Genomic DNA, 13,029 nt, shown 5'->3' on the forward strand with positions numbered 1-13,029 from the left:
ATAGACACGATCAACCGCTACAGCCCATCAATACTCAGGTTTGATCTCCGCCATCAGGTCTTATGGGATGGCTGTGTTTCATTTTTTAGACCCAGCACTCCGTCCGCTGTAACTCATCGCTCGATACTCTCAAGAATCTCTATGGCACACACATCAGCGCTCATTTCTGCGGTATTTAGCTCTAAGTCGTAGTCCTTTCCGTCATGAACCCGCTCATATTGCATTCTCGCGAGTCCTACTCGGCGATCACCTCGGGCACGTTCTCTTTCCTCTAAGACGAGCAGAGGACAATATACACCCACGAAGAAAATACTCCGACTCTCGAGGGCACGAAAACAGGCTTCATGCCATGCCATCTTCTCAAATACATGATCCACAACGATGGGGTAACTGCTCGATGCCAAAACTGGCAGGCATCTGTGGAAATTATCCACACCTGCTGCGTGGCACCCTCTTTGATCTGCTTCCAACACCGACTTCCAATCGAACATATCAGTAAATGTATCCAGCGATGCATGGATCATAGGGACCCGTGAACGTGCCTGCAAACGCTTCGCGATACTCGATTTGCCCGAACTCGAAGTACCATTCAATATAATCGCGATCATTGACTATCTGATTCAACCGAACCTAGCTAGCCTTCTCATTGGCCTGAAGCATCACGATGTTGCCGCAAGAGTCCTCGAATAGATTCTCCATTTCCCAATCTGGATTAGCCAAGTCTTCGCGGAAAATGAGACCAGCTTGTTTCAGCCTTTCGACCTCAGCAGGCAGGTCGTCGACGCCGAAAACGATGATTGGCAAACCAGAATCATAGACTTTCTTTTGGAAATCCCTGACAAATTCTGCGCCCATGGGTTCTAGCAGCAGCGAAGTACTTGCCCCACCATCAGAAGCGGTAACAACCGCTAACTCTGCCTCAAGCTCAAAGCGCTCGGATTTGAACCCAAACAATTCGGTGTAAACGCGGTGAGCCGCAATTGGATCTTCGACAGGGATGCTGGTTAGGGAGACTCTCATATTTGGCTGGATGCTAAATCTTAACAAAGTAACAGGTTCAAAATCACAGGGCCTTCTCAAACCACATAACATCGTGATATTTCCCAAATTTGAAACCCACCTCATGATACCTTCCGATCTGCTTGAAGCCCATCTTTTGGTGTAGCGCGATCGAGCCTTCGTTGGGCAGGGTAATACCCGCGTAGGCACGGTGAATCGGTGTCCGCTTCAGCTCCTTGAATAGCTGATTATATAAAGCGGTCCCAACACCGGACCGGGTATGTTTAGAGTCGAGGTATACACTGGTCTCTACCGAAGAGGTGTAAGCTGGCTTTTCCCGGAATTTGCCGCTAGTTGCATAGCCGATAACGAGCCCGTCGCATACTGCTACCAAAAGCCGATAGATCGCTGAATCACTGTATTTCACCAACCAAGCCTCTCTTCGTTGCTCGATCGTAAACGGATCGATGTCAAAAGTGATGGCGGTATTCTCGACGTAATGGTTATAGATTTCGGTCAACCGAGCCAAGTCATCAAGCTCACCTTTTCTGATCGCGATTCCCTGCTCTCCATTTCTCATCTCTCATGATTGGCAGCTTCAGCAATGCCATTTCGTACTTTATTGTAGACGCTGACGAACAATTAGCTTGGGTAGATGTTTGGTCTGATGCCCATCCGGGGCCGGACCTATCTTTCTCTCACAATATAAGCATTTTATCATGCCAATCGCCACGCCTTCACAGTATGCAGCCATGCTCGATGCCGCTCAACAGGGTAACTACGCCTACCCAGCGGTGAACGTCACATCGACTGAAACTATCAATGCCGCCCTCAAGGGGTTTGCCGATGCTAAGTCGGATGGCATCATTCAATTCTCTACGGGCGGGGGTCAATTTGCTTCTGGCCTAAATAATAAAGACGCGGCCTACGGTGCTATCGTATTGGCCGAAGTCGCTCATCGCCTAGCCGAGCAATACGATGTGCTCATCGGCCTCCATACGGATCACTGCCAACCCGCCAAGGCAGTAGAATTCCTCAAGCCGCTCATCGAAGCGACCGCTAAACGTCGCGCTGAGGGCAAGGGCAACCTATTCAACAGCCACATGCTTGACGGTTCAGAACTCCCTCTCGAAGAAAACATGGCTGTTTCTAAGGAGTATCTAAAGCTCTGTGCCGAGCATGAGATCATCCTCGAAGTTGAGGCGGGTGTCGTCGGTGGAGAGGAAGATGGCGCGGCTGGTTCTGCAGACACCCCAGCCGAAAAGCTTTACACCACACCTGAAGACATGGTTGCCGTATACGAAGCGCTCAATGGGCTAGGCCGCTTCATGTTTGCTGCGACTTTCGGAAATGTCCATGGATCTTACAAGCCTGGCACGGTGAAACTCCGCCCCGAAATCCTTCGCGACGGACAGGCTGCCGTGACTTCGAAATATGGCGACTCCGCGGCCTTTGACCTCGTTTTCCACGGTGGCTCTGGTTCTGAGAAGAGCCAAATCACCGAAACACTTGGGTATGGGGTCATTAAGATGAACATCGATACCGATACCCAATACGCCTTCACCCGCCCCATCGTCGATCACATGATGAAAAACTACGACGGCGTGCTCAAAGCCGACGGTGAAGTAGGAAATAAAAAGGCCTACGACCCACGTGCTTATCTCAAGAAAGGTGAAGAGGCGATGGCTGCCCGTATGGGAGAAGCCTGTTCCGACCTCGAGTCCGACGGCAAGACCCTCTTCGGAAAAATTTAAGCTAAAGATTTTGCTTCATTTTCAAAACCTCCGGTATCGACACCAGAGGTTTTTTTGTGCGAGTTACATTCCGCAACTTCCACATAACCCGACGACTAATTATGGATAACCCCCTGTCCTTCCTCTCTCAATCTTTGGGAGACTTTAAACCGGAGATCGGCCTCATACTTGGCAGCGGCCTCGGATTTTTCGCTGATCAAGCTATCGAGGATGCTAAAACCATCCCCTACGACACCATTCCTGGCTTCCCGCGCTCCACTGTCGAGGAACACAAAGGACAGTTTGTTATCGGAAAGGTGCTCGGCAAAAACGTCATCTGTATGCAAGGGCGCTTTCATTTTTATGAAGGTTATGCGCTCGATCAGGTTGTTCTGCCGATCCGGATTATGGCGCATCTGGGTATCAAAACACTGTTCGTGACCAATGCTGCTGGTGGCATCAATAAGAGCTTCGTTCCCGGCACGCTCATGATGTTGACCGACCACATCAACTTTATGGGAACCAATCCACTTATCGGGCCAAACGACGACGCCCTGGGTCCACGATTCCCTGACATGAGCACAGTGTATTCTGAGCGTTTGCGCGCTGCGGCTCGACCCATTGCAAACGACCTTGATATTCACTTTGCGGAGGGCGTTTATCTTGCGTGCACCGGTCCGAGTTACGAAACCCCGGCAGAAATCGGGATGTTTCGTACGCTCGGGGCAGATGCAGTGGGTATGTCCACGGTGCCGGAAGCCATCGTTGCCAACCACGCGTGTATAGAAGTATGTGGTATCTCATGCATTACTAACCTGGCTGCCGGGATGAGCGGCGAAGCGCTGTCTCACGAGGAAGTAACTGAGACCGCCAACCGCGTTCGTGATTCCTTCGCTTCTCTACTCGAGCAGTTGATTGGGCACGCCTAGATGCCAAAGGACGCGCGACCAGACCATACCCGCGAGCTGTTCCCGATCGAATCGGTCCAGAAGCTCCCTACCCGACTTAGCGGATTTTTAGACCAGGTTCGAAGTTTTGATGCCTTCGGCAAACCCACCCAGGTGGAATATGTCGACGGGCTGCACACTCTACCGATTGCTTACCACACCAACGAATTTTGGACTTCGAAACAACGCGATGCTCACTCTATTCACGAGGTCTCATACCGGGCTTGTTTTAAGCCGCAGCTCCCCGCCTTCTTTATCGACCGTCTTACAGAGCCAGGCGACATCGTGCATGATCCGTTTACCGGCCGCGGCACAACTCTGGTTGAAGCCGCACTCCTTGAACGGGTGCCGTCGGGTAATGACGCCAATCCTCTCAGCAAGATCCTTACACAGCCCCGGCTGGATCCGCCGGATCTGGAAGCCATTCTAGAGCGTTTAGATTCACTGGATTTAGATGGCTATTCCGGACCGCTTGAGTCCTTTCTTATCCCGTTTTACCATCCTGAGACAGCTCGCCACATCCATGCCTTACGCAACAATTTGTTGAGTAAAGCAGATGGGGGCACCGCAGATGGAGTAGACTCATGGATTCAGATGGTGGCCACCAATCGGCTAACCGGTCATTCGCCAGGTTTCTTTTCGGTCTATACCATGCCACCCAATCAAGCTGTCACAGCCGACCGCCAGCGTCTCATTAATGTAAAACGCTCGCAAGTGCCTCCGATTCGGGATGTTAAAGCGATCATAGCTAAGAAAACGCAGGCGCTTCTAAAAGATATTGCACACAAACGGCCCGAAGCAAAAACCGAAGACGCTATCCGCCATCAATCCGCAGACGAGACCTATCCTCTGAAAAAAAATTCAGTTGCGCTCGTTGTCACCTCTCCACCATTCATCGATACGGTAGACTATAAGACCGATAATTGGCTACGCTGCTGGTTCAATGGTATCGACCCTAACTCGATAGACTTCTGGCAATTCCGAAAACCAGAAGACTGGGTAGAAGCCATGCTCAGCACGCTCCGCGCCCTCCATCGCATCCTCAAACCTGGCGGAGTGGTCGCCTTCGAAGTCGGTGAAGTCCGCAAAGGTAAAATACTCCTGGAGCAACTGCTATTGCCCCACCTCCACACCACCGGACTGCACCCTCTGATGGTCATGGTTAATCAACAAGACTTTACCAAAACCGCCAACACTTGGGGCGTGCATAACAAAACCGCTGGAACGAATACAAACCGAATATTGGTGCTCTTTAAGCCCGAGTGAAGGCACTTGTTGAAGGGTAATGCTCAAGAAGATGAAGCAGTTTCTCCTTACCCTGCATCGCCCAGATGGGGCTAGGCGTTTCCATAAAGAAATCTGCGACGCTTCGACCGTGCGCCTTTCATTCACTGCACAATGCAGACACTGCGTGCTGCAAACTAGGGAATGCCCATTCACTAGAATCGACAGCAATGGGGTCGACCCAGGACCACTTCCCTACTTCACCTTCTTGAGCAACGATCTCGCCGCTGAACTCATTCGAGACGAAATAGGTGTTAATTGTGTAATAAAGAATACCTCTGTAAACATATTGGTTGGGGTAAGACGTGAGATAGCGAACGGTATGCACGTCTAGACCGACTTCCTCTCTTGCCTCACGGATCGCTGCCTCTTCCAGCGTTTCCATCGAATCCAGAAATCCGCCGGGAAGCGCCAATTTGCCCAACGATGGTTTGCGCTGGCGGCGAAATGTAAGCACCTGACCGGTCTCATCTTGTATGAATACAGCAGCGGCTGAACTGGGATTGGAAAACAAGGTGTAGCCGCAGGTTTCGCAGCACCGTCCGGCATCCTCAAATACTTTGAACCGATCACTTCCACAAGCTGGGCAAAATACCATGGATTCTAATACGGGTATACCTGCGTCCATACTCGAAGCACCCTAGATCCAGGGATGCTCAGCAGTCAATTTAACCCGTATCTAGGGGAGAACCTGCTTAAGCCTTTGGCGCATCGCTCTCGCGACCACCATACACCAGACGATCTGTAGGTCCGTCTAATTTGAAAAAAACGCCGAACGTCTGCGGATAAGGACAATGATTGAGGTGATCGATGCCACGAGCATCGTAGATATTAAAGAAGCGGCGAACAGCTTGTCTTCACCCGCCATCACAGACTTCCACCCTTCATAAGAGCGCCAAGTGAAGGCCGCACATAGAAGCAATGTCGTCAAAAACGCCGCAATGTATGGACCCCTGCGACCTCCTTTGACCATCCAAGCTCCCCAGCCAGCTGACAGCAGCCCAAAAGTCCCGCCTGACATAAGCGCGGTCTTCGCGGCAGCGGGATTGGATAAATACCCCGCTACTCCACAAATAATCAGGAAAACTCCAAATCCTAAAAACCAAAACCCAGTCTTTGACGCGTTTGAATTCATAAGCGCCCAAGTGATGAGGCTATTTTCGCTGAGTCAAATCAAAGCGACTTAATCTCAACAACGATTTTGAAACCTGAACCAAACAAGCGCCGCTCAAGCCACGGTTCGTACAGCAGGGCGGGCCGGTTCTCTCGAACCGACCCACCACAGTCTCTCTATTCTCTCTCTTTTTTAGACACCCCTATCTAAAAAGTCATTTAAAGTCGCTCCAATCGTCGTCTCCATCAGCATCTGTCTCTGTCAATTTTGGGCTTTTCAGTTCCTGTGTTTTCTCTTGCTTTGGCGTAACTACTGAGGACGTAAAATCGGATTCACTAACTTCTTTTAATACGGGATCTTCAGTTTCAGGTTGAATGGGTATGGGCGGTTTTTGACCCTCATCTGACTGATTTACATTTTCTTTCAAAGTAGTGCTACCGACCATCCCGGCGAGAGTTTGAATATTTTGGCGGAGCACTTCTGCTTGAGTGCCGAATTGGGCTGCAGCACTCGCAGTCTGTTCCGAGAAGGAGGCATTGGCTTGAGTGATTTTATCCATCTCAAACACCGCTGTATTCAGCTCTGCAATTCCCGTGGCTTGCTCACTAGACGAGTGATCTACGTCACGAGCGACAGAAGCGATATCGTTTATCCGTGAGAGAATATCCGCGATACTCGTAGATACATCGCTACAGATGACCGAGCCTTTTTCGCTTTTCATGACTGACTCTTCGATGAGTTGAGCCGTATCGCTCGCAGCCGCTGCGGACCGCTGTGCTAAGTTTCGCACCTCTTCGGCGACTACAGAAAATCCAGCGCCTGCCTCGCCCGCACGCGCAGCCTCAACGGCTGCATTCAAGGCGAGTATATTGGTTTGGAATGCGATCTCGTCGATTGTCTTGATGATTTGTGAAATCTCATTGCTAGACTTCTTTATGTCGTCCATCGCACCCAACATATTCTGCATCCCTTCATTTCCTGAATCGGCGGCCTTGATCGTCTCTTCTACCAGGGTACGTGCGCGCTCAGAGCTTTCTGCATTTTGTTTGGTTTGACTAGATAGTTCCTCAAGAGAAGCGCTCGTTTCCTCGAGCGAAGCCGCCTGTTCACTCGCGCCTTCAGCCAGGCTTTGTGAAGCGTCGGAGATCTCACTGGCGGCACCCTCAGCTTCTCCACTTATTCGATCTAAATCACTGATGGTGCGTGTCAGTGGGCGGACAACCTGAAAGCGAACGATAAGGAATACTCCGAAAGCTGAGAGCAACGCGATGGGGATGATGGCAAGAATCATATCAAATATTTTGTCACTAACAGCGGCCTGCATTGTCGAGTCATCGCCTTTGAGAATAAATGCTCCGGCAAACTGGCCGGTGCGCCAATTCTCCATTGGGAATCCTAGCGGATCTTTACCGTCTCCAGAGGAGCTATTGTTGGGGTCTCCATGGCAGGACAAACAATCAGCTGTGAGATAGATTGGAGATGCATAGGTAAGCACACCCGAGCTTTTATCGTATTCAAAGAAATCCTCACCGCTCGCCTCTAGGGTATTTAAAATCTCACGCTCCCGAGCATTGGGCAAATTATCAATATTGCGTGGCTTTTCGCGGACTACTCTAAACTCGACCCCTTCAGCATCTGCGCCCTCACTTAAGGACTGCCAGGCCGCAACCACTGGAATCGTTCGAAAGAGCGTCGTGTCGCGGTAGTTGTTCGCCTGCTCAGCCTCCGCTATGAGCTTTTCGATATCAAACGCTTCATCATCGTTCAACTGAGAGTAGGCCTCAATGGTCTTGTGTGCATCGTCCATCATAGACTTAAATAAGCCTTGAATGTTTTCCTCTCCTTGCTGGATGGTGGCTCTGTATTGTATGAGGATGGCGACAGCAGCGGTGAACACAATTCCAGTGACCGCTGCCAATATGATTTTAGTTCCAAGTTTCATGAGCAGATCTCTTGGCAGCGCAATCCGACAACATCGCCTCGAATATGAGTAAAAGGCTGATTATAAAAACGTTATTTCAGATTAGACACTCATTTTACAAACTCGGTTAACAAAAACGATATTCAACCTGAAAAACCTTCTCCTCCGACGCGTATCATTCTCGGGTATGCAAATCTTGAAAACGAGACACGAGCCAATCGGATGGAATCTAGGGAGGTTTCACGTTAGCAAAGCATTCCATTCGGGCGGTCCGTTTCTTTTCCCAATTCAAGACGAACATACTTCTTAACGTTGGAAAAGGTTGTAAGTTTGCCTTGAAAACTGGCTCGAGGGTGTCTGCTCAAAAGCCACCGGGGTTCACTCCCGCAGGTTCACACGTTTCAATCCAATAAGGGTGGCCGGCTCCATGTCGGTCACCCGCCTTGTCTTCGTGCCGCTGCTAGTCAATCCATCCGATCTCCACCTGAAAAAGCTTCAACTGTTGCCAAAAAGGTCTCGAAGCGCCTTTTTGTTTAGCTTCGAAACCTTTCCATGACTGCTCAGTCCCGACAGCGCCTGCAACACCTGCGTAATCTATGGCTCGCCGACCCCAATCTAGTCAGCTTGACCACTGAGGAAGATGCAATTTCGGCGGTCAAACAGATCAACGGACTCGGGGATCCATTCGCGGCAGTTAAGCTGGCGACAAAGGCAGAAAAGCGTCATAGACGCTCCGTTCCCCTGCTGCAACAGAAGGCTTTGGCGCTTATTCGCTGCGGTGCGGTTGTTTCGGCCCGGAGTGTCCTGGAAGTCGCATTGGAACTTCGCCCCGATGATGCCGAGACGCTATCGCTTCTGGGCAGGTCATTCAAAATAACCCAGAGACGACCCAAGCTTTCGGCTAAGGAGTCCGGCCTGCTGCGCAATGCCCTCGCGTATTACAGCAAAGCGTGGAGACTTTCGAAAAACATCTATCCAGGCATCAATGCCGCTTCTATTGCGCGCATTCTAGGAGAGAAAGATGTAGCATCGGACCGAGCCCAGGAAGTAAAAGAAATCGCGATTGGTCAGCTAATGAGCGGCACCGGTGATTTTTGGGTCAGGGCAACCGTGGGTGAAGCGGAACTTGTTCTCGGTGAGCTGGATGCAGCCCGCGAGCGCTACGAACAAGCGAGGGAAGATTTTGGAGATCGTTGGATGGATCTGGCTTCAACACGTCGCCAGGCCCGATGGATACTACGTGTTATGGGGGAAGCACTCGATCCTTGGGACGCCATATTTAGGCTCGGTCATGCGGTCGTTTTTGCCGGGCATATGGTCGACCAGCCCAACGCCGATCAAAAGCGCCTCGATCCAGAGGAAACGCCACAGCTTCACAACGCCATAGAAGACTGGGTAAACAATAACGATGTACGGCTCGCCTTTTCTGGTGCCGCGTGTGGGGCAGATATCCTATTCCTTGAATCAGTGATGAAACAAGGTGGTGAGGCTCATATCGTCCTGCCTTTTACGCTCAATTCTTTCCACGAACAGTGCATCGCCCATGCTGGGCCAGACTGGGAAGCTCGCTTTTACACCATTTTAGATAAGGCCTCTAGCATTACAATACTCTCGGATTTTTCATATTCAGGCGACCCCATAGACCACGCCTTTGCTGCTCTTGTTTCAGCCGGAAAAGCTAAATTGGTGAGCCGAGAACTGGAGATCCCAGTTCGCACGCTGACAGCCTGGGATGGAGAGCCAGCGCGTGGCCCTGGAGGTACTGCGCACAGCGTCGGAATCTGGCGTGAAGCCGGTCTTGAGATTGACCGCATATGGCGAGACGACAGCGATCCATCGAGCTTTTGTTGCATTGCTTCTGAATTACCTTCTCCTGTGGTCCGAGATGATCTGCGAGAAGCAGGACAAGATGTGGCCGTCCGGTCCAAAGAGATCAAAGCCATCTTATTTGCCGATGTCTCTGGTTATACTCAGCTACCTGAGAGTGAGATTCCTCTATTCGTGAGCCGATTTCTAGGGGAAGCCGCGCGCATCATGAACGATACGGCTTTTAAACCCGATGTTTCAAACACGTGGGGAGACGCTCTTTATTGCGTCTTTGACGACGCCCATTCTGCCGCCAGCTTTTCGGTTGAGCTAATGAATGCGATTAAAAATTTAGAAGGATTTTCGGTGGAGCTCAATATCCGTGTCGGCCTACACGCAGGGCCTCTGTTCGGATGTTTTGATCCGATTCAGCGGACACATACCTACACCGGTTCACACGTTTCTTTAGCCTCACGCCTCGAACCCATTGCTACCGAGGGTCAAATTTTCGCATCTGAATATTTCGCCGCGTGGGCCGCGACTCAGCCCGCAAACGACTTTCGCTTTGAATATCTCGGAGAGCGAGCCATCGAGCCGGCCGAACGACCCGTTCGCGTCTATCAATTGGTAAGCTAGAAAACCTATGTAAAACTAGGGTGCTACGCAATTGAGGAAGTGCGCTATTCACAGGGCTCTAGATTCCATATCTCTTTGGCATATTCGCTAATTGTGCGATCTGAGGAAAATTTTCCAACTCGCGCAGTATTTAAGATGGCCATCCGGGCCCATTCCGACGGATCTTTGAATGCCTCGCCCACACGAGTCTGGGTGGCGCAATAATCCTGATAGTCGGCAAGCACCAAGAACGGGTCACCATCTTCTAACAGGCTCTTGATAAAGGTATCAAACGCCCCGACTTCTCCCGGAGTAAAATGGCCGCTAGCTAGCCAATCGATTGCCGATTTGAGATTTGCATTTGCGTGGTAATATTTCCACGGATTGTAACCTTGAGCTTTGAGTGCCTGGACTTCTTCGACGCGTAGTCCAAAAATAAAGATGTTCTCGTCGCCCACTTCTTCGCGGATTTCGACGTTGGCGCCATCAAGCGTACCAATTGTCACTGCGCCATTTAAAGCGAGTTTCATGTTACCCGTGCCCGAAGCTTCTTTCCCTGCAGTTGAGATCTGCTCGGATACATCGGCAGCCGGAATGATGATCTCGGCCAAGGAGACACTATAGTTTTCCGGGAAAACAATTTTTAGCTTATCCCCCACTCGCGTGTCGTTGTTAATGACCTCGCCCACCTTATTAATGGCTCGAAGAATATTTTTCGCCAAATCGTATCCAGGTGCGGCTTTTGCAGCAAAAATGAATACACGCGGCGTGAAGTCACCGTCAGGATTGTGTAAAATGTCGCGATAGAGCGTCAATATGTGCAGCAGATTCAGGTGCTGTCGCTTGTATTCATGGAGACGCTTGATCTGCACGTCGAACATAGCATCGGGACTGATCGTCAATCCCATGTGCTCTTCGACGTAGTCGGCAAGACGGACTTTATTGGCGCGTTTGACTGCCATAAACGCCTTTTGAAACGATGCCTCATCGGCGTATTCGGCGATTTGCCGAAGCTGATCTAAATCACGCGGCCAATCCTCTCCGATCTTTGAGGTAATCAGATCTGACAGCCTTTCATTACACGCTAATAACCAACGGCGCGGGGTGATGCCGTTTGTTTTGTTTTGGAATTTGCCCGGATAGAGTGTGTCGAAATCATGGAAGAGATCTTTTTTGAGCAGCTGCGTGTGTAGCGCTGCCACGCCATTTACCGTGTGGCTACCAATAACGGATAGATAGGCCATCCGCACTTGCTTGGGGTTGCCTTCTTCAATGAGCGAAAGCCTGCTTTTCATTGCGCCACTGCCGGGCCAACGAGCCTCGACCTCATCTTCGAGAAAGCGGCGATTCAGCTCAAAAATGATCTCCATGTGGCGGGGCAATACTTTCTCAAAGAGGGGCACACTCCACTTTTCCAATGCTTCGGGAAGTAGCGTATGATTGGTATAGGCGAAGGTTTTTCTAACCAGGTCCCATGCCGGATCCCAAGAATAGGCATGCTCATCCACAAGCAGACGCATGAGCTCCGCAACGGCGACCGCCGGGTGCGTGTCGTTGAGTTGGATAGCTACCTTTTCAGGGAAGCTGTCCCAACCGTTGTTACTGCGGAAATGGCGACGGATGATATCTTGGAGCGAGGCGCTGACGAAGAAATACTCCTGAACCAAGCGCAGCTCTTTCCCAGAGGCAGTAGAATCATTGGGATACAGAACTTTCGAAATTGTTTCGCTTGTCGCCTTATCGCGCACCGCTTCCACATATCCGCCTTGGTTGAATGTCTCCAAGTTGAAGCTCTCTGATGCTTTTGCTTCCCAGAGGCGGAGGAAATTCACGGTTTTTGCACCGTAACCAACGATGGGAACATCAAACGGTAGGGCACGCACGGTGGTCACGTCCACCCACTCTGGAGAATAGTCTCCCTTGGCATCGTGTTTATGGCTTACCCTACCGTAGATCTTTACGTCGACCATATACTGCGGTCGGCATATCTCCCACGGATCGCCAAACTCACGCCAGTTATCTGGACCTTCGATCTGATAGCCGTTATTGAATCGTTGCCGAAACAGGCCAAATTCATAGTGGATCCCATAGCCAATAGCCGGAAGGTTCAGGCTCGCAATCGAATCCAGAAAACAGGCTGCGAGACGTCCGAGACCCCCGTTGCCCAATCCCATGTCATGCTCCTCTGCGATCAGTTCTTCGATATCCACACCAAGATTTTTAAGAGCCTCACGCGTATCATTGAAGATGCCGACATTGTGAAGGTTGTTGGAAAGCAGGCGGCCCATAAGATACTCCATGGACAGGTAGTAAGCTCGTCGGACATTCTGGCCATTATGGCGCTCTTGTGTCTGGATGTAGTTTTCCAGCATCCGCTCTCTTACCGCGAATGTTAGGGCCAAATACCACTCGCGCTTAGAGGCGGTCTTAATGTCCCGCGCGAGGGTAAACCTAAGATGATTGGCGATGGACTGTTGAATGCCCTTTACGCTGCTATCCAGTTCAGCGACGACATTACGAGAATTCTTGGTGGCGCTTCGCTTAGAAGCTGCTTTTTTCCTAGGCGCTTTCGGCATAATGAGACGTGGTTAATTGTATAGGATTACTTTT

The 13,029-nt window shown here is 50.6% G+C and carries 11 protein-coding genes; 4 read left to right on the top strand and 7 right to left on the bottom strand.

All coding sequences use genetic code 11. The features are described 5' to 3' along the window. Positions 1-113: 113 nt before the first annotated feature. Genes HRU10_05625 through HRU10_05635 form a run of 3 tightly spaced genes read right to left on the bottom strand, consistent with a single transcriptional unit; the run spans position 114 to position 1,579 of the window. Positions 114-608, bottom strand: a complete 495-nt coding sequence (locus HRU10_05625; protein ID NRA26713.1) for a chloramphenicol phosphotransferase — start codon at positions 606-608, stop codon at positions 114-116. A 22-nt stretch (positions 609-630) separates the two neighbouring features. Continuing rightward, positions 631-1,020 (bottom strand): glyoxalase, encoded by a 390-nt coding sequence (locus tag HRU10_05630; protein ID NRA26714.1) that lies wholly within the window; start codon positions 1,018-1,020, stop codon positions 631-633. A 43-nt stretch (positions 1,021-1,063) separates the two neighbouring features. Then, positions 1,064-1,579: an N-acetyltransferase family protein gene (locus HRU10_05635; GenBank protein NRA26715.1), complete on the bottom strand. Its 516-nt coding sequence runs from the start codon at positions 1,577-1,579 to the stop codon at positions 1,064-1,066. Between the two features lie 139 nt (positions 1,580-1,718). Between HRU10_05635 and fbaA the strand changes: the two genes are divergently transcribed. The 3 genes from fbaA (at position 1,719) to HRU10_05650 (ending at position 4,945) form a co-directional block, all read left to right on the top strand. After that, positions 1,719-2,753, top strand: a complete 1,035-nt coding sequence (gene fbaA, locus HRU10_05640; GenBank protein ID NRA26716.1) for a class II fructose-bisphosphate aldolase — start codon at positions 1,719-1,721, stop codon at positions 2,751-2,753. 101 nt (positions 2,754-2,854) lie between these two features. Continuing rightward, the gene (locus HRU10_05645; protein ID NRA26717.1) at positions 2,855-3,661 is read left to right on the top strand and encodes a purine-nucleoside phosphorylase; all 807 of its coding nucleotides are present in this window, start codon (positions 2,855-2,857) and stop codon (positions 3,659-3,661) included. After that, complete coding sequence (locus tag HRU10_05650; GenBank protein ID NRA26718.1) at positions 3,662-4,945, top strand: site-specific DNA-methyltransferase; 1,284 nt, start codon at positions 3,662-3,664, stop codon at positions 4,943-4,945. A gap of 118 nt (positions 4,946-5,063) precedes the next feature. Here the strand turns inward: HRU10_05650 and HRU10_05655 are convergent, their stop codons facing one another. The 3 genes from HRU10_05655 to HRU10_05665 all read right to left on the bottom strand — a co-directional run bounded on the left by HRU10_05655 (position 5,064) and on the right by HRU10_05665 (position 8,019). Further along, positions 5,064-5,591 carry an NUDIX domain-containing protein gene (locus tag HRU10_05655; GenBank protein NRA26719.1) on the bottom strand — a complete coding sequence of 176 codons (528 nt, stop codon included), beginning with the start codon at positions 5,589-5,591 and terminating at the stop codon, positions 5,064-5,066. 126 nt (positions 5,592-5,717) lie between these two features. After that, on the bottom strand, positions 5,718-6,098 hold the full coding sequence (locus tag HRU10_05660) for a hypothetical protein (protein NRA26720.1): 381 nt from the start codon (positions 6,096-6,098) through the stop codon (positions 5,718-5,720). Between the two features lie 193 nt (positions 6,099-6,291). After that, positions 6,292-8,019, bottom strand: coding sequence for a DUF3365 domain-containing protein (locus HRU10_05665; GenBank protein NRA26721.1), 1,728 nt, complete (start codon positions 8,017-8,019; stop codon positions 6,292-6,294). Positions 8,020-8,550: 531 nt separating this feature from the next. Here HRU10_05665 and HRU10_05670 point away from each other — a divergent pair. Beyond that, positions 8,551-10,440 (top strand): adenylate/guanylate cyclase domain-containing protein, encoded by a 1,890-nt coding sequence (locus tag HRU10_05670; protein ID NRA26722.1) that lies wholly within the window; start codon positions 8,551-8,553, stop codon positions 10,438-10,440. Between the two features lie 44 nt (positions 10,441-10,484). Here HRU10_05670 and HRU10_05675 read toward each other — a convergent pair whose 3' ends face one another. Next, positions 10,485-12,995, bottom strand: coding sequence for a glycogen/starch/alpha-glucan phosphorylase (locus tag HRU10_05675; GenBank protein ID NRA26723.1), 2,511 nt, complete (start codon positions 12,993-12,995; stop codon positions 10,485-10,487). Between the last annotated feature and the right edge of the window lie 34 nt (positions 12,996-13,029).

The organism is Opitutales bacterium, from assembly GCA_013215165.1.
Lineage (GTDB): Bacteria > Verrucomicrobiota > Verrucomicrobiia > Opitutales > JABSRG01 > JABSRG01.